We start from the raw sequence: 18,650 nt of genomic DNA, 5'->3' as shown, positions 1-18,650 counted from the left end.
CGACGAGGACCCAGCGATGACCGACAGCAGCGATCGCCCCCACACCCCGGACGAGACAACGACTCCCGAGGCTCCCGAGCACGAGACGTCGTCGCGCCCACGGATCCTGCTGGCTCTGGGTGGTGCCGCACTTCTGCTCTTCGGCGTCGGTCTCGGCCTTCTCATCCAGGCCAGCCTCGCCGACGACTCCACGAGTGAGGACGCGCCCGCGGCGAACTCGGCGGCCGTCGGTTTCGCCCAGGACATGACCCGTCATCACGAGCAGGGTGTGGAACTGGCGGCGATCGAACTCGAACACGGCACCGACCCCGAGGTGCGGAGCATGGCGTTCGACATCCTCACCGCCCAGAGCAACGAGATCGGCCAGATGCAGTCGTGGCTGTCGCGCTGGGGGCAGCCCGTCACCAATCCCGGCGCGACCATGGCGTGGATGGGCCACCCGGGTTCGGACACCGGACATGACCATTCGGATCCCGCGGATCACACCGACGGCGGTCATGATCACGGGGACATGGACCACGGGGACGGCGACCACAGCAGCATGGACCACGGTGACATGTCGATGCCGGCGTCCGAAGCGCCCGCAGCAGGTGGCGCGGACTCTGCTGCAGAACAGCCCGCGATGCCGGGTATGGCGACGTCGACGGAGATGGAACAGTTCCGCGCGATGCGGGGTCCCGAGGTCGACGTCAGGTTCCTACAGCTGATGCTGCGCCACCACGAGGGCGGTCTGCACATGATGGAGTACGCCGCCGACCCGGCCAACGTCGACCAGGACTATGTCCGCGACCTGGCGTCGAGCATGAAGCGAACCCAGGACAAGGAAATCGCGATCATCACCCAGATGCTGGCACTGCGTGGCGCCCAACCGCTTCCGATGAACTGACCGCTCGAACACATGCTCTCGCGACGTCTGGCCGCCGCGGTCGACGCACTCGGGCTTCGGCCCGGTCTGCGCGTGCTCGAGATCGGCTGCGGGCCGGGCGCGGCCGCGCGCGAGGTGGCTCGACGCGTGGGACCCGACGGCTTCGTGCTGGGCGTCGACCGCTCGTCACGGGCGGTGAGCGCCGCCCGTCGGGCGGCTGACGCCGACGGGATCGGCTCGCACCGGCTCGACTTCGACTGCAGCGCGGTCGAGGAGTTCGAACTCGGCGAGCGTGTGCCGTTCGACGTGGCGTTCGCGCTGCGGGTCGGTGCCCTCGACGGGCGACACCCCGGTCTCTACGACGCGGCCGTGCGCGCCGTCACGCGGGCGCTGCGTCCGGGCGGAGTGTTGTTGGTCGACGGCGGTGATCCGTTGCGACGTATCGAATTACCGACAGATCACTGATATCGCGTGCGGTCAGTCGTGCGCGAGCGCGCGTCGGACGGCGTCGCACTGCCTGGCGAAGAAGTCCTGTGCGATCGATGTTCGGGGCGCGACGATGTCGAATCCGTGAAATGCGCCGGGCACCTCGTCGACCTGGCACTCGACCCCCGCCGCGCGAAGGCGGTCGGCGTAGCCGCGGTCCTCGGTGGCGAACAGGTCGAGGGTGCCGACCCCGATCCACGCGGGCGGCAACCCGGCGAGGTCGGCACGGCGCGCCGGGACCGCCTCCTGGGCGTCGGCGCCGCCCAGATAACTGGACCATCCGAAGACGTTGGCCGAGGCGTTCCAGAGGCGATGGTGCGGATCGGGCTCGCGCGTGCGGTCGTCGAGCATGGGGTAGGTCAACAGCTGCAGCCGGAGCCCCACCCCTTCGTCGCGTGCCCGAAAGGCCAGCGCCGCTGCGAGTCCCCCGCCGGCACTGTTGCCGCCTATCGCGATCCGGGTCGGGTCGATGTCCGCCTGGTCGGTCATCCAGCGCAGCGCGTCGAGGCAGTCCTCGATCGCCGCCGGATACGGATGTTCCGGGGCCAAGCGGTAATCCACGGTCACCACCTCGATGCCGACGCGTTCCGCCATGGCCCGCGCCCATCTGTCGTCCTGGGCCGCACTGCCGATGACGTAACCACCGCCGTGAATCCACAAGAGCGCGGGCAAGTGTCCCGAAGAGTGCGCCGGCCGGAACACACGCACCTCGACACCGCTCGGTGTGGTCGCGGTGGTGACCGGCGCGCGTCCATTGCGCACGCGGTAGAGCCGTCGGACGACGGGGAGCGTCCGACGTGACACGAGTTGCCCCGGCGCGATCAGTGCGATCGTGCGCAGATCCGGTGCGAAGTCGTCACGTTGTCTCCAGCGGTTCAGCACACGTTGCACACTATTCGGACGACGCCCACCTGTGTGCGGAGATCGTGGCGATTCGATGAGACTGTGGCAAGCTCTGCCCCAGCGTCGCGTGCCGGTGGCGGACCGCGTCAGGCATGGAGGCGCCGGGACGAAAGCTTCGTCATGTCAGTCAGTTTCAATCACATCATCATCGGCGCACACGATCCGCGGCGATCCGCCGACTTCTACCTCGACGTACTCGGTGCTCGGCCGGCTCCCGGTTGGGGCCCGTTCGTCAACATCCTCCTCGACGACGACACGCTGTTGCAGTTCGCACCGGCACCGGTCGCCGAGCCGGTGCACATGGCCTTCCTCATGGACGACGCCGACTTCGATCGCGGGTACGACGCCCTGTGTCGTCGGGGCGTCGACCACTGGGCCGATCCGCAGATGCGACGCCCCGGCGAGATCTCGACCGAGGAGGGCCGGCGGGTGTACTTCAAGGACCCGTCCGGGCAGATGCTGGAGATGCTCACCGAGCCGTATCTGTGAGTTGCTCGTCGGGTGTTCAGCAATAGTCGACCACCCCGGCGAAAGCAGAAGCGCCACTTGCGGCCAGTTGCTCCGGTTCTCACCGGCGCTTTCTGATCTTAAGTGGCGCTTCTGCGGCAATGGTGCCCCCGGCAGGATTCGAACCTGCGGCCTTCTGCTCCGGAGGCAGACGCTCTATCCCCTGAGCTACGGGGGCTCATCGGGCGGGACTCAGCCTAGCGCACTGTTCCACCGGCGACCCAATCGGGCAGCTCACGACACGCCGAGCGGGCTCTGCACCCGCACCGACGACCCGTGCTCACCGCGCAGGACGTGCAGCTGGGCGGGGATTCGTGCCCGGAGTTCGTCGACGTGACTGACCACGCCGACGACACGCCCACCGGTCCGGAGGTCGTCGAGGACACCCATCACCAGGTCGAGTGCCTCGGGGTCGAGGGTGCCGAATCCCTCGTCGATGAAGATGGTGTCGAGGACGCGTCCGCCCGACTCCGCGGAGACGACGTCGGCGAGTCCGAGTGCGAGAGCGAGCGATGCGAAGAAGGTCTCCCCACCGGAGAGCGTCGTCGTCGGACGGAGCGCCCCGGTGTACTCGTCGCGGACCTCGATACCCAGGCCACCGCGCCGGCCCCGGACACCCGCCGCGTCGGTGTGCACGAACTCGTAACGACCCGAGGACATCTCGCGGAGACGACCGGACGCCGCAACGAGCACTTCGTCGAGGCGCGCGGCCAGCACGTACGACCGCAACGACATCCGGCGCGCATTCTGACCTCGGCCACTGACGAGTTCGGCCAGTCCCTGCAGTTCGGCGTGCCGGTCCTGCATCGGCGCCAGGGCGTCGAGCGCGGCCCAGAACTGGGTGACGTACTCCTCGAGGCCCGCCGCCTGCCGACCGGCCACGGCATGTTCCTTCGACGCGGTGTCGAGGCGGCCTCGAGCGGCGTCACGATCGACGACGAGCCGTTCCAGGTCCGGCTCGGGAGCCGACATCGCAGCCCGCACGTCCTCGTCGGCGAGGGTCTCCTCCGCGGCGGCGCGTAGACTCGCCGCCTCCTGCAGCATCGTGTCCCACGCGGCGATGCGGGTGTCCGGGGCGAACGCCGCCCGGACCGCGGCGAGATCGTCGAATCCGGCGTCGGCGCAGGCCGCGGACAGCCGGTCGGTCGCCTCGGCGACCCGATCCCGTGTCCGCGCGACCTCCTGGCGGGCGTCGCGCAACCGACGTGCACGGCGGACCAGGTCGGCGAGTTCACGGCGCCGCTCGGCGACCCCGCCGCGCCCACCGGTCGCTTCGCGGACTGCCGCATCGAGCTCGGTGAGGTTCTCGCGCAACGAGTTCACGCGCTCGCGACGCGCCGACTGGCCCGCCTCGGTGTCGGCGATGACGGTGCGCCACGCGTCGACCTCGGCGTCGATCCGGTCGACGGCCTTCTGCAGTGCGGGCACACGAGAAGCGGCACGCTCCGCCGCCGCGAGTTCGGCACTCACGCGGGTGAGGTCGGCATCGACGGTCGCGGCGTCGGCACCGTCGATGACGGCGTCGAGATGCGCGCGGCGTTCGCCGAGCGCGGCCACTGCGGATTGTGCGATGGCCTTGATCGCACTCGCCCGCTCCTCGGCCGCGGCCGCCTCCTCTTCGTCGGTGACCGTCTCGACCGAGTCGGCGACGTCCGTGGCCGGCTTCGGGTGCGCAACCGAACCGCACACGACGCACGGCTCTCCGTCGACGAGCTCGCCAGCCAGTTCCACCGCCATCCCGGCGAGGCGACGCTCCCGGGCGTCGAGCACCCGCTCCCGGGCGGCGGCATGTGCATCGCGTGCGTCGAGAAGGTCCTTTTCCGCGGCGGCGAACCGCACGAGGACCTCGGCCCGGTCGGTCAGCGCGTCGCGGACCCGCCGGAGTCCGTCACGCTCGGCCCGCAGCTTCGGGGCCTGCACGCGTAGGTCGCCGGCCGTCTGGAGCGCGTCGGCAGCCTCGGCACGCCGACCCGGTGCGCTCTCGAGCGACTCCCGCGTCTTGGCGACCCGGCGGTCGGCCTCGGCGAGGGCCGTGTCGAGCGCGTCGATCTCGGCGACCAGCGCCGGCCGCTGCGCGACCCGCTGGGCGAGTGGTTCCCATCGACCCGATTCCTCGGTCCAGCGGTCGATCGCCGCGTCCAGGCGCGTGTCGAGGTCCTCGTCCGGCTCGACGGCACACAGGATCTCGCCCTCGGGCAGCCGGCACAGTTCGGCACGCGCAGCGGTCACGGCCTGTTCGGCGGCCGAGAGTTCGCGCGCCACCCGGTCGGAGTCGTCGGCGAGCGGCACGATCGGCGCCGCCCGCAGCGCGAGCCGGCGAGCGTGCGCCGCAGCCGCCAGGGACTGCTCCCCCTCGGCGAGCCGGGCGAGACGCTCGGTGGCCGCACGCCCCCGGCGTCGCAGCTCGGCGACCCGGCTCCCGCCCTCGTATGCGGCCTGCGCCTGGTCCGCCGCAGCCTGCGCCGCACCGGATTCTGCGAGGGTGCGCTCTGCGGCCGCCCGCGAACGCTCCAGACATTCGTGCGCCCACTCGAAGTCGGGCTCGGCGGCCGGTTCGGCACCGCCGACCGCCACGATCTGGCCCGCGATCCGGTCGAGCACCGCGGTCTGCTCGGTCAGCCTCGCCGCACTCTCTCGTGCTCGCTCGCGCAGCCACTCCTCGAGGTCACCGAAACGCTCGGTGTCGAACAACCGCTCCAGCAACGCTTCCCGCTCATCGGAGTGCGCGCGCAGGAACCGTGCAAAGTCGCCCTGGGGCAGCAGCACCACCTGGAAGAACTGGTCGGCACTCATCCCGAGCAACCGGACCACCGCGTCACCGATCTCAGGGATACGGGTGAGGTCGGGACCTGACCCGTCCATCCACATCAGCGTCGCCCTGGCGTTGACCTTGCGCGTACCGTCCCCGCGCTTCTTGGGTCGCTCGTGCTCGGGCGACCGCGTGATCCGCAGACGGCGGGATGCGATGGTCGCCTCGAGCTCGACCTCCGGGATCTCCTCGGCCGCCGCGTGGTCCGAATGCAGCCGCCGGTTGACGTCGCGAACGCCGGGAACCCGCCCGAACAACGCGAAGGCGACGGCATCGAGCACCGTCGTCTTACCCGCGCCGGTCTGCCCGTGCAAGAGGAACAGTCCGTCGCCGCCGAGGTCGTCGAAGTCGACGGTCATCTCCTCGGCGAACGGACCGAACGCGCGGATGCGCAATCGGTGCAACCTCATGCGGACTCCGCGACGATCGCCTCGATGTCGAACAGGGTCAGTTCGGCGGCGTCGGATTCGGGCTCGCCGACCACGGCGCGGAGCGCGCGCTCGAGGAGCACCCGCTCTCCCTTCGTCGGTTCATCGCGCACGTCGGCGATGAACGAGGCGACGATCTCGGCATCGGTCCGTCCGCGCACACGGGACCGATAGTCGACCCCGGAGCCGGAATGCGGACGCTCCCACTGCACGTGGACGGCGAACGGGAAGCGCTCACGCAGGCGTCGCATGGCATCGGTGGGGCGGACCGGGTCGGTCAGCGTCACCTCGACGTAGTGGTCCTGCGCCGCATCATACTGCTCATCGGTCAGCAGATCGCCGAGAACGCCGGTGAGCGAGCTCAATTCGCGAACGACGGGCAGCTCGTGCGCACGGACCGCGCTGACGCCGTCGGCGTCGAGGTCGATCACCAGGGCCGCCTTGCGATGGGTTCGCTCGCCGAACGAGTACGGCAGCAACGACCCGCTGTAGCGGACGGTGTCGGTGACGCGCTGCGGCGAGTGCAGATGACCGAGTGCGACGTAGTCTGCCCCCGAGAACGTCTCGGCGGGAACGGTTTCGACACCGCCGACGCTGATCGAGCGCTCCGATCCGGAGGCGGCGGCCCCGCTGACGAAGGCGTGCGCCACCACCACGGATCGGGTCCGGCGCGCGGCGAGGTCGGTGCGGACCCGCGTCATGGCGGCGCCGAGCACGGCGGTGTGGCCGCCGACCGACTCGACCCCCAGGTGGCGGCGCGCGGTGTCGGGTTCGAGATACGGGATGCCGTAGATCGCGACGTCGCCGTGGGCGTCGGAGAGCACGACCGGACGGTCGATGTCGGCGATCGACGTCCGCAGGTGCAGGCCGCCGGCGGCCGCGAACCCGGACCCGGCGCCGAGCCGGGTGGGCGAATCGTGATTGCCCGAGGTGACGACGATCTGCGCTCCCGCAGCGGCGATCTCGGCCAGGCCCTCGTCGTACACCCGGACCGCGTCCGCGGACGGAACCGACCGGTCGTAGACATCCCCGGCGACGATCACGGCGTCGGCCGACTCCGCCGCGACAAGCTCGGCCAGGTGGGTCAGCGCGCGGCGCTGGTCGGCGAGCAGCTCGACCCCGTGGAACGTCCGGCCCAGGTGCCAGTCGGAGGTGTGCACGATCCGCATGGGCGCAACCTTACGGTCGGGTCCCGACAGATCGTGGGACGCGCGCTCTCCCGCGCCCGGGACCCCGGGACGGCGGTTCGGCTACCGGGCGTCGGTGGCCACCGCGTGCGGGTCGACGACCTGGGGTGGGACGGTCTGGTGCGCGGGGCGGACGAAGAAGAACGTCGCGACGACGCCGATCAGCAGCGCGGCAGCGGGTAGGTACAGCGACTGTCCCATCGCGGCGGCGAAACCCTCGCGGAGGAATTCCGGTAGCTGACCTGCCGCGCCGTCCTGCGCGTTCTCGGCGTCGACCCCGGGCAGCTCGGCCGCGAGCCGGGTCTGCAGGAGCGCACCGATCATCGCCGAACCCAACACCGAGCCGATGACCCGCAGGGTGTTGTACACGCCCGCACCGGCACCGGCCTGGTGCCACGGCAGGTTGCGTGTGGCCGTCGCCGCCAGCGGAGCCCAGATGCCGGCCGAGGCCACACCCATCAGGCACAGCGGGACGACGATCAGCCAGACCGGGGTCTCCGGACGCGCCACGAAGCCCAGCCAGGCGATCGCGATCGCGTTCAGCAGCAAGGCCGAGGAGACGATCGTGCGCGGGTGGACGCGGTCGACCATCCGCCCGACGATCGGGGCCAGGACCCCGGTCAGCACGGCCATCGGCACCAGGACGACCGCCGACTGGGTCGGCGACATCCCGCCGACGAGCTGGAGGAAGAAGGTCAGCGGGATCATCATCCCGGACACCGCGAAACCCATCGAGGCGATGCCGATGGTCGACAGCGAGAAGTTGCGGTCGCGGAACAGCGACAACGGGACCAAGGGCTCCGTGCGGATCCGGGACTGCCAGTAGATGAAGACCACGAGAACCGCCAGGCCGCCGACGATGAGCAGCCAGATCCAGGCGTCCCAGTCGAAGGTCTCCCCCTCCTGGATGCCGAAGACCAGCGCGGTCAGACCGACGGCGGACAGCGCCACGCCTATCCAGTCGAACTGGTGGTCGTTGGTCCCGACGCGGGGGACGAGGATCGCGGCGAGGACGAGACCGACGATGCCGACCGGCAGGTTGACGAAGAAGATCCATTCCCAGCCGAACGCGTCGGTCAGCACACCGCCGAGCAGCGGTCCGACGAGAGTCGCCACGCCGGCGACGGTGCCCCACACACCCATTGCCGCGCCGCGCTTCTCGGCCGGGAAGATGCGCGTGATCAGCGCCATCGTCTGGGGTGTGATGAGGGCCGCGCCGACACCCTGCAGTGCGCGTGCGCCGATCAGCTCGCCGATCGACGACGACAACCCGCACCAGAGACTCGCCAGGGTGAAGACCGCGAGACCGATCTGGTACATCGTCTTGGGACCGAACTTGTCGCCCAGCCGGCCGGTGATCAACAGCGGCACCGCGTAGGTGAGCAGGTACGCGCTCGTGACCCAGACGACGCCATTGACGTTCGTGTCGAGATCGGCCTGGATGCGCGGTTGCGCCACGGCCACGATCGTCATGTCGACGAGGATCATGAAGAAGCCCACACAGAGCGCCAGCATCGCGGCCCACGGCCGGGTGGTGACCATCTCGTCGGTACCCGCGTTCTCGCCGCGGGTGGCGTCGCTCGATCGCATTTCCCCGATGCTAGACCTGTCCGATTCGCCGCCGACCCGCGCGATCGCGGGGTTCGATCGTGGCCGGGCTCGTCAGTCGCCGGACGTCATTGTCGCCGGACATCATTACTGTGGAACCCATGACCACCGAGTCCGACCAGAGCACCGCATCCGAGGACGAACAGGGTTCGTACGTGATGACCGGCGAGGAGTTCGTCCGGGACACGAAGTACATCGAGACCCGCATCACCGCCGACGGCCGGGACGGCTACCCGGTCGAGGCGGGCCGCTACCGGCTCGTGGCCGCTCGCGCGTGCCCGTGGGCCAACCGGACCCTGATCGTCCGGCGGCTCCTCGGGCTCGAGGACGCCATCTCGCTCGGACTGTGCGGCCCCACGCACGACAAGAACTCCTGGACGTTCGATCTCGACCCCGGCGGAGTGGACCCGGTCCTGCAGATCCCCCGGCTCAAGGACGCCTACGAGAAGCGGATTCCCGGTTATCCGAAGGGGATCACCGTGCCGGCGATCGTCGACGTGCCGACCGGTGAGGTCGTCACCAACGACTTCCCGCAGATCACCATCGACTTCTCCCTGGAATGGACCGCCTTCCACCGCGACGGCGCACCGGAGCTCTATCCGGAACGCCTCCGCGACGAGATCGACGAGGTGAGTCACGGCATCTACACCGAGGTCAACAACGGCGTGTACCGCTGCGGGTTCGCCGGCAGCCAGGAGGCCTACGACGCGGCCTACGACCGCCTGTTCGCCAAGCTCGACGAGCTGTCGGACCGACTGTCGACGCAGCGCTACCTCGTCGGCGACACCATCACCGAGGCCGATGTGCGTCTGTTCACCACCCTGGCGCGGTTCGACGCGGTCTACCACGGTCACTTCAAATGCAATCGCAGCAAGCTGAGCGAGATGCCGGTCCTGTGGGCCTATGCCCGCGACCTGTTCCAGACGCCCGGCTTCGGCGACACCACCGATTTCACGCAGATCAAGCAGCACTACTACATCGTCCACACCGATGTGAACCCCACCCAGATCGTGCCCAAGGGTCCGGATCTGCGTGGCTGGCTCACCGAACACCATCGTGCCGACCTCGGCGGCCGGCCGTTCGGCGACGGCACGCCCCCCGGCCCCCCACGACCCGCCGAGGTCGTGCCCGAACAGGATTGGGTACCCGCGTCATGAAGGACAAGACGACACAGCCGCTGTCGACGGACAAGGGCCGCACGCCGCCGGGCAAGGCCGTCGAGGTGACCGGCGGTCTCCTCGATCGGGCGCAGCGCCTGCAGGCGCCCGCGGTGAAGAAGTACGTGGACTCGCTGCGGCGGAAGTACCCCGACGACTCCCCCGCGCAGATCATCGAGCGGCTCGAGAAGCGCTATCTGAACGCGGTCACCGGTTCCGGCGGAGCGGTCGGCGCGGCCGCCGCGGTGCCCGGAGTCGGCACGATGACCGCCTTCGGCGTGATGACCGGGGACACGGCCTTCTTCCTCGAGGCCTCGGCGTTGCTCGCGCTGTCGATCGCCGAGGTGCACGGCATCCCGGTGCACGAGTCCGAACGTCGCAAGGCACTCGTCATGACCGTCGCACTGGGCGAAGAGGGTGTGCTGGCGCTCGGGCGGGTGGTCGGCACCGGCGGCGGTGCCCTGCGCAGGCTCGGCGGCGCCGCTCTGCCGTCCGGGGCGATCACCAAGCTGAACAAGACCCTGGTGAACAAACTCGTCCGCAAGTACGCGATCCGCCGGGCGCCGCTGATCTTCGGCAAGCTGATGCCCGCGGGGATCGGCGCGGTCATCGGCGGGGCGGGCAGTCGCGCCCTCGGCCGCAAGGTGGTGCACAACGCCCGAGCGGCCTTCGGACCGGCTCCGCGGGCGTGGGTCATCGATGTCGACTTCACCGAGTCACCCACCCCGGATCCGCTCCCGCCCGGTTCCTGGTGATCACGGCACCTCCACTGCCCACTCCGCCCGCGCCCGCGCCCGGTTGGATTCGCCGGCTCGTCGGCGAATCGTGGCGATACCGGCGCGTCGTGGTGATCACGATGACCGTCACCCTGATCGCGGTCGGGGTCGACGTGCTCATGCCGTTGCTGACCAAGGCGGCGGTCGACCATGCCACCGGCGTCGTCGACGACGGCCTGTCCCTGCGCACCGTCATCGTCGCGCTGGTCGCCTTCGCCGTGGTGCGCTACGCCTGCCATCTGGGCCGGCGGGTGTTCGCCGGGCGACTGGCGGTGAGCGTGCAGAACTCACTGCGACTGCGGCTGCTCGACACCCTGCTGCACCTCGACGGTCGCAGCCAGCACCAGATCCGCACCGGGCAGATCGTGTCCCGGTCCATCACCGACATCCAGGTCGTGCAGAGCCTGCTCGCCATGGCACCGTTGTCCCTGGGCGCCGCCGTGCAGATGGTCGTGGCCCTGGCGATCATGGCCTATCTGTCACCGCTCCTGACCGGTGTGGCGCTGCTGATCGTCCCGTTGATCGCCGTCGAGGTGTGGCGGACGCGGCGTCGCCTGTTCGCCGCGACATGGTCGGCCCAGCAGTCGGCCGCCGACGTCGCCCAGCACGTGGAGGAGACCGTCACCGGCGTCCGGGTCGTGAAGGGCTTCGGGCAGGAGGAGCGCGCCGTCGACGACCTCGTCACCCGCTGCCGGACGGTGTTCGCGCGCCGACTGCGGGCCGCGCGGATCAACTCGCGGTTCGCCCCGACGCTCGCCGCGATCCCGCAGCTGGGCATGGTCGGGGTGATCGTGGTGGGTGGCTATCTCACGATGACCGGCGCGATCACCGCGGGCGCCTTCCTCGCGTTCAGCACCTACGTCGCCACGATGACGGGTATCGCGCGGCTGCTGACGAACCTCATCGTCAACGCACAACTCGCACGTGCCGCGGTCGAGCGCGTCTACGACGTCATCGACCACCCCCACGATCCGGGCGACACGGCGACCGGCTCACTCCCCGACGGCCCCCTCGGCGTCGAACTGGCGGGAGTGGGGTTCGCCCACCACACGCACGACGCCGACGACCCGCCCGCAGTGCTGTCCGGGATCGACCTCCGGATCGAACCGGGCGAATGCGTGGCGATCGTGGGTCCCCCCGGCTCCGGGAAGTCGACCATCGCCGATCTGGTCAGCAGGTTCGAACGACCCGACACCGGGACGATCTCGCTGCTCGGCCAGAGCACCGGAGCCGACGCGGACCGCCCCCGCCACCGGATCGACGACCTGGCGCCCGAGGCCCTGCACCGCGCCGTCGCCGTGGTCTTCGACGAGCCGTTCCTGTTCTCGGACACCATCACCGCCAACATCGCGATGGGCCCGGCCGCGACCGCACCGAATGCCGCCGACCGGGTGCGGGCGGCGGCCGCGGCCGCCGACGCCGCCGAGTTCATCGACGCGCTGCCCGACGGGTACGACACCGTCATCGGTGAGCGCGGGCTCACCCTGTCGGGCGGTCAGCGCCAGCGCATCGCACTGGCGCGCGCGCTCTTCGCCGATCCCCGCATCCTCGTGCTCGACGACGCGACGTCCGCGGTCGACGCGACCACCGAGTCCCGCATCCTGGGCGGACTGCGGACCCGACGGGCCACGATGCTGGTCCTCGCCCATCGTCGGTCGACGCTCGTCCTCGCCGACCGCGTCGCCGTGCTCGACGACGGCCGGATCACGGCACTGGGCACGCTCGCCGAACTCGAGGCGACCTCGCCGCGCTTCCGTGAACTGATGTCGAGCACTGCGAGCCCCGCCGGAACACCCGGTGGGGCCGCGGTCGTCGACACCGCGCCGCCGCTGCGCGGCCCGACCGAGTCCGATATCGAGAACCTCTGGCCGACAATCGAATCCGATTCCGTCGACGCCTCGGCACGAACGTCGCCCGCGGCCGGGGCGGGCTCGCGAACCGGTCGCGGCGGTGGCGTCGCCAGCGCACTCGGTTCCATGCCGGCCACCCCCGAACTCCAGGCGTCCGTGGACGCCCTCCCGCCTGCGGCGGAGCGTCCCGAGGTCGACGTCGACGCCGCTCGACGCGAAAACCCGGTCTTCACCCTGCGCGGCCTCCTCGCACCGGTTCGATGGCTGCTCGCCGCCGCGCTGCTCGCCATCGCGGTCGACACACTCGTCGGTCTGGCCTTCCCGAGCATCGCGCGGGCGGTCATCGATGCGACGGGCCACACCGAACGGTCGACACTGCTGTGGGCAGCGCTCGGCGGCGTCACGCTGGTCGCCATCGGCTGGATCGCCGCGAAGTCGATGACCATCACCTCGACCCGGGCCGGCGAACGCGTGCTGTTCGGCCTGCGCATCCGTAGCTACGCCCACATCCAGCGACTCGGACTCGACTACTACGAGCGCGAGCTCTCGGGTCGGATCATGACCCGCATGACGACCGACATCGATGCGTTGTCGACGTTCCTGCAGACGGGGCTCACCTCGGCGATCGTGGCGGTCCTGACCCTCGTCGGCGTCGGGGTCGCGTTGCTGGTCACCGGTCCTGCGCTCGGGCTGCTGGTGCTGCCCGTCTTCCCGTTGCTCATCGGCGCCACGATCGTCTTCCGGCGCGTCGCGAGTCGCGCGTACACCCGCTCGCGCGAACTGATCAGTGTCGTCAACGCCGACTTCCAGGAGAACATCGCCGGCATCAAGACCACCCAGACCTACCTCCGCACCGACAGTGCCCAGGCGCGGTTCGCGCAGCGCTCGGCGGAGTGGGTCGAGGCGCGGATGGTGTCGCAGCGGGCGATCGCCGCCTACTTCCCGCTGATCCAGCTCATGTCCGACATCGCCACCGCGATCGCGCTCGGAGTCGGCGCCGGTCAGGTGGCCTCGGGGTCGCTCTCGGCGGGCACCCTGGTCGCCTTCGTCCTCTACCTGACGATGCTGTTCGGTCCGGTCCAGCAGCTGTCGCAGGTCTTCGACGGCTACCAGCAGGCGGCGGTGGGTCTCAAGCGCATCGGCGACCTGCTGCGCACACCGAGCTCGTTGCGCACCTCGGCGCGGGCCCTGTCCCCACCGGACGGCGGATTCGACGGCGTCGTCGACTTCGAGCGGGTGGGGTTCCGCTATCAGGGCTCCTCGACGGACGCGCTGACCGGGGTCGACCTGCACATCCCGGCCGGATCGTCGCTGGCACTCGTCGGCCGGACGGGCGCCGGCAAGTCCACCATCGTCAAACTCCTGGCCCGCTTCTACGATCCGACCACCGGCCGCGTCGTCGTCGACGGCACCGACATCGGCGACTACGACCTCGCCGGATACCGGCGGCGACTCGGTCTCGTCCCGCAGGAGCCGCACCTGTTCACCGGCACGGTCGCCGAGAACATCGCCTACGGCCGGCCCGGTGCCGATCGCGCCGCGATCGTCGACGCCGCGGCCGCGGTCGGCGCGCTGCGCATGATCGCCGCGCTCCCCGGTCGGATGAATCACCCGATCGGCGAGCGCGGACAGGGACTGAGTTCGGGACAGCGCCAGCTCATCGCGCTGGCGCGAGCCGAACTCGTCGAACCCGACCTGCTCCTGCTCGACGAGGCGACCGCGACCCTCGATCAGGCGACCGAGGCGCAGGTGCTCGCCGCCGGTCGCGCGGTCACCCGGCACCGCACGTCGGTGATCGTCGCGCACCGGCTGGCGACCGCCGCCCGCGCCGATGCCATCGCGGTGGTCGACGGCGGGCGGATCGTCGAGCTCGGAACACACGAGGAGTTGCTCGCGTTGGGAGAGAGGTACCGCGGCTTCTGGGATGCCGGTGTCGATCCCGACGAGCCGGCGGTGCCCGACAACGATCCACCCGCTCCGACCAGCGCACGGACCGCCGCCACGACGGTCACGAGGGCCGCCTCGGAACTGACTCGGTAGTAACAGGTCGGTCAGCGCGAGCGAGTCGACGACGCGTAGCATCGTCAGGTGGTTCACCGATAGTCTCCACAAGAGACGACGCGTGGCAGAGAACCCGGCACCTTCAGGGAATTGAGGCGAGATACCGCTGTGAGCAGCAGTTCGATTTCAGACTTCGGACAGAACACGTGGCTGGTCGAGGAAATGTACCAGCAGTACAAAGAAGACCCGAACTCGGTCGACCCGAGTTGGCACGAACTACTGAAGAACTACGAGCCCGGCGACAACGGCGGCTCCGCCGCGGCCGCCTCACCGCCCTCGAATTCCGCAAAGTCCTCCGCCACAACGACTTCCACCACCACCTCGTCCTCGACGTCGAGTTCGTCGACCAACGGGTCCGCGCGCAGCGCGTCCACCGAGGCCGCACCTCGCAAGCAGGTCACCCTGGATCAGACGCCCGCCCGGACCGCGCCGCGCAAGCCCGCCCCCGCCAAGGAGTCCACCGCGACGAAGGCCGCATCCGGCCACAGCGTCGCCAGTCGCGACGGTTCGGCGCGATCGCAGCCCAAGCCCACCAAGCCGGAGGCGGGTAAGGCGAGCGCGGCCGACGCCGGGAAGTCCGAGGGCCAGAAGTCCGAGAACGCCGATGGCAACAAGGTGCTGCGCGGTCCCGCCGCGGCCATCGCGAAGAACATGGCGCTGTCGTTGGAGATCCCGACGGCCACCAGTGTCCGGGCCGTGCCCGCCAAGGCGATGATCGACAACCGGATCGTCGTCAACAACCACCTCGCGCGCACCCGCGGCGGCAAGATCAGCTTCACCCACATCCTGGGTTACGCGATCGTGCAGGCCATCAAGGCGTTCCCGAACATGAACCGGCACTTCGCCGAGATCGACGGGAAGCCCAACGTCGTCACGCCCGCGCACACCAACCTCGGTCTGGCCATCGACCTCGTCGGCAAGGACGGCAACCGCACGCTCGTCGTCGCCGCGATCAAGCAGTGCGAGACGATGGGTTTCGCCGAGTTCTACACGGCTTACCAGGACATCGTCCGCCGCGCCCGTGACGGCAAGCTCGGCGCCGACGACTTCTCCGGCGTCACCATCTCGCTGACCAACCCGGGCACCATCGGCACCGTGCACTCGGTCCCGCGACTGATGAAGGGCCAGGGCGCGATCATCGGCGCCGGCGCGATGGAGTACCCGGCCGAGTTCCAGGGCGCGAGCGAGGAGCAGATCGCCGAGCTCGGCGTCGGCAAGCTCATGACCCTCACGTCGACCTACGATCACCGGATCATCCAGGGCGCGGAGTCGGGAGACTTCCTGCGCACGATCCACGAACTCCTGATCAACGACGCGTTCTACGACGAGATCTTCACCGCGTTCCATGTGCCGTACGAGCCGATCCGCTGGCGTCGCGACCTGCCCGCAGGCCTCGTCGACAAGAGCACCCGGGTCCTCGAGCTGATCGCGGCCTACCGCAGCCGCGGACACCTGATGGCCGACATCGATCCGCTCATGATGGACAGCGATGCGCGCAGCAGCCATCCCGATCTCGACATCCAGAACTACGGTCTGACCCTCTGGGACCTCGACCGCAGCTTCAAGGTCGGTGGGTTCCACGGCCAGGAGAAGATGAAGCTGCGGGACGTGCTGTCCATCCTGCGCGACGCGTACTGCCGGCACGTCGGTGTCGAGTACACCCACATCCTCGAGCCCGAGCAGCAGAAGTGGCTGCAGGAACGTGTCGAGATCAAGCACGTCAAGCCGCCGGTCGGCGAGCAGAAGTACATCCTGAGCAAGCTCAACGCCGCCGAGGCGTTCGAGACGTTCCTGCAGACCAAGTACGTCGGGCAGAAGCGTTTCTCGCTCGAGGGCGCCGAGTCGGTCATCCCGATGATGGACGCGGTGATCGACCAGAGCGCCGAGCACAACCTCTCGGAGGTCGTCATCGGCATGCCGCACCGCGGCCGCCTGAACGTGCTCGCCAACATCGTCGGCAAGCCGTACTCGAAGATCTTCACCGAGTTCGAGGGCAACCTGAACCCGTCGCAGGCGCACGGGTCGGGCGACGTGAAGTACCACCTCGGCGCCGAGGGCAAGTACTACCAGATGTTCGGCGACAACGAGATCAACGTGTCGCTCACGGCCAACCCGAGTCACCTCGAGGCCGTCGACCCCGTGCTCGAGGGTCTGGTGCGCGCCAAGCAGGACCTCATGGACGACGACGATCGGTTCCCGATCCTGCCGCTGATGCTGCACGGCGATGCCGCATTCGCCGGCCAGGGAGTGGTCGCCGAGACGCTCAACATGGCGATGCTGCCCGGCTACCGCACCGGCGGCACCGTGCACATCGTGGTGAACAACCAGGTCGGCTTCACCACCGCACCCGAGCACTCGCGGTCGACCGAATACTGCACCGACGTGGCGAAGATGATCGGTGCGCCGATCTTCCACGTCAACAGCGACGACCCCGAGGCCTGTGTCTGGGCCGCCAAGCTCGCCGTGGACTACCGCCAGGCGTACAGCAAGGACGTCGTCATCGACCTCGTGTGCTTCCGCCGCCGCGGTCACAACGAGGGCGACGACCCCTCGATGACGCAGCCGGCGATGTACGAGGTGATCGACACCAAGCGCGGCGTCCGCAAGAGCTACACCGAAGCCCTGATCGGCCGCGGTGACATCTCGACCAAGGAGGCCGAGGACGCACTGCGCGACTATCAGGGTCAGCTCGAGCGCGTCTTCAACGAGGTCAAGGAACTCGAGAAGTTCAGTGTCGAGCCGTCGCCGTCCGTCGAGTCCGACCAGACGCTGCCGACGAAGCTGGTGACCGCGGTCGACAGCAAGACGCTCGAGCTCATCGGCGATGCCTTCGTCAACGTCCCCGACGGCTTCACCCCGCACCCGCGCGTGAAGCCGGTCCTGGAGCGTCGGGCCGAGGCTGCACGCAAGGGCAACATCGACTGGGCGTTCGCCGAGTTGCTGGCGTTCGGATCACTGGTCATGGAGGGACGCACCGTGCGTCTGTCCGGCCAGGATTCGCGTCGCGGTACGTTCACCCAGCGTCACTCGGTGCTCATCGACCGCAGCTCCGGCTCGGAGTACACCCCGCTCAACCATCTGCAGCCCGCGGACGAGGAGAGCAACGGCGGCCGGTTCATGGTCTACGACTCCCCGCTCTCGGAGTTCGCGGTCGTCGGGTTCGAATACGGCTACTCGGTCGGCAACCCGGACGCTCTCGTGGTCTGGGAAGCGCAGTTCGGCGACTTCGTCAACGGCGCGCAGTCCATCATCGACGAGTTCATCTCGTCGGGTGAGGCCAAGTGGGGCCAGCTCTCCGACGTCGTGCTGCTGCTGCCGCACGGACACGAGGGCCAGGGACCCGACCACACCTCGGGCCGCATCGAGCGGTTCCTGCAGCTGTGTGCCGAGGGTTCGATGACGGTGGCCCTGCCGTCGACGCCGGCGAGCTACTTCCATCTGTTGCGCCGCCACGTGCTCGACGGCATCAGCCGCCCGCTGATCGTCTTCACTCCGAAGTCGATGCTGCGCAACAAGGCCGCGGTGAGCCCGGTCGAGGACTTCACCGAGGACAAGTTCCGCTCGGTGATCGACGATCCGCACTTCGAGAAGGACGGCGCCGACCGCAGCAAGGTCAACCGCGTCCTGCTGGTGAGCGGCAAGCTCTACTACGAGCTGGCCGCCCGCCGCGACAAGGAGAAGCGCGAGGACATCGCCGTCGTGCGCATCGAGCAGCTCTACCCGGTTCCGCACCGCCGGCTCCGCAAGACGCTCGAGCAGTACGGCAACGCGAGCGAATTCCGTTGGGTTCAGGAAGAACCCGCCAACCAGGGCCCGTGGCCGTTCCTCGGTCTCTGGCTGCCCGAGGTGCTGCCGGACGTGCTCGGCGGACTACGCCGGGTGTCGCGCCGTGCGATGTCCGCACCGTCCTCGGGATCGAGCAAGGTCCACGCGGTCGAGCAGCAGGAGATCCTCGACGAGGCCTTCGGCGAGTAAGACGCCCGTCGCACCGCGGCCACCAGCCCCTCGGGGTT

General features: G+C 69.4%; 11 protein-coding genes and 1 tRNA gene. 7 read left to right on the top strand and 5 right to left on the bottom strand.

The window, feature by feature from the left end:
- The first annotated feature begins 16 nt into the window (after nt 1-16).
- Nucleotides 17-886 (top strand): DUF305 domain-containing protein, encoded by an 870-nt coding sequence (locus CA982_RS13725; RefSeq protein WP_086535867.1) that lies wholly within the window; start codon nt 17-19, stop codon nt 884-886.
- Between the two features lie 12 nt (nt 887-898).
- The gene (locus tag CA982_RS13720; RefSeq protein WP_086535866.1) at nt 899-1,330 is read left to right on the top strand and encodes an SAM-dependent methyltransferase; all 432 of its coding nucleotides are present in this window, start codon (nt 899-901) and stop codon (nt 1,328-1,330) included.
- A gap of 12 nt (nt 1,331-1,342) precedes the next feature.
- On the opposite strand, the gene CA982_RS13715 is transcribed toward CA982_RS13720, so the two are convergent.
- On the bottom strand, nt 1,343-2,233 hold the full coding sequence (locus CA982_RS13715) for an alpha/beta hydrolase (RefSeq protein ID WP_086535865.1): 891 nt from the start codon (nt 2,231-2,233) through the stop codon (nt 1,343-1,345).
- Between the two features lie 141 nt (nt 2,234-2,374).
- Here CA982_RS13715 and CA982_RS13710 point away from each other — a divergent pair, with 141 nt between their 5' ends.
- Nucleotides 2,375-2,743, top strand: a complete 369-nt coding sequence (locus tag CA982_RS13710; protein WP_086535864.1) for a VOC family protein — start codon at nt 2,375-2,377, stop codon at nt 2,741-2,743.
- A gap of 120 nt (nt 2,744-2,863) precedes the next feature.
- Here the strand turns inward: CA982_RS13710 and CA982_RS13705 are convergent.
- The 4 genes from CA982_RS13705 to CA982_RS13690 form a co-directional block, all read right to left on the bottom strand.
- Nucleotides 2,864-2,939 (bottom strand) — tRNA-Arg (locus tag CA982_RS13705).
- A 56-nt stretch (nt 2,940-2,995) separates the two neighbouring features.
- Nucleotides 2,996-5,980: an AAA family ATPase gene (locus CA982_RS13700; RefSeq protein ID WP_086535863.1), complete on the bottom strand. Its 2,985-nt coding sequence runs from the start codon at nt 5,978-5,980 to the stop codon at nt 2,996-2,998.
- Complete coding sequence (locus CA982_RS13695; RefSeq protein WP_086535862.1) at nt 5,977-7,167, bottom strand: exonuclease SbcCD subunit D; 1,191 nt, start codon at nt 7,165-7,167, stop codon at nt 5,977-5,979. Before CA982_RS13695 ends, CA982_RS13700 begins: the two co-directional genes overlap by 4 nt.
- A gap of 81 nt (nt 7,168-7,248) precedes the next feature.
- Entirely contained in the window at nt 7,249-8,775 is a 1,527-nt protein-coding gene (locus CA982_RS13690) for an MFS transporter (protein WP_086535861.1), read from the bottom strand.
- 119 nt (nt 8,776-8,894) lie between these two features.
- Between CA982_RS13690 and CA982_RS13685 the strand changes: the two genes are divergently transcribed.
- The 4 genes from CA982_RS13685 to CA982_RS13670 all read left to right on the top strand — a co-directional run bounded on the left by CA982_RS13685 (nt 8,895) and on the right by CA982_RS13670 (nt 18,612).
- Nucleotides 8,895-9,950, top strand: coding sequence for a glutathione S-transferase family protein (locus tag CA982_RS13685; RefSeq protein WP_086535860.1), 1,056 nt, complete (start codon nt 8,895-8,897; stop codon nt 9,948-9,950).
- Entirely contained in the window at nt 9,947-10,705 is a 759-nt protein-coding gene (locus CA982_RS13680) for a hypothetical protein (protein WP_086535859.1), read from the top strand. The genes CA982_RS13685 and CA982_RS13680 overlap by 4 nt, the downstream gene beginning before the upstream one ends.
- A gap of 101 nt (nt 10,706-10,806) precedes the next feature.
- The gene (locus CA982_RS13675; RefSeq protein WP_425269082.1) at nt 10,807-14,616 is read left to right on the top strand and encodes an ABC transporter ATP-binding protein; all 3,810 of its coding nucleotides are present in this window, start codon (nt 10,807-10,809) and stop codon (nt 14,614-14,616) included.
- Between the two features lie 183 nt (nt 14,617-14,799).
- Entirely contained in the window at nt 14,800-18,612 is a 3,813-nt protein-coding gene (locus CA982_RS13670) for a multifunctional oxoglutarate decarboxylase/oxoglutarate dehydrogenase thiamine pyrophosphate-binding subunit/dihydrolipoyllysine-residue succinyltransferase subunit (RefSeq protein ID WP_244176261.1), read from the top strand.
- The last annotated feature ends 38 nt before the right edge of the window (nt 18,613-18,650 follow it).

The organism is Gordonia lacunae (assembly GCF_002149015.1).
Taxonomy (GTDB): Bacteria; Actinomycetota; Actinomycetes; order Mycobacteriales; family Mycobacteriaceae; genus Gordonia; species Gordonia lacunae.
The sequence above is the reverse complement of the archived record's forward strand: the minus strand, read 5'-3'. Positions and strand labels throughout refer to the sequence as shown.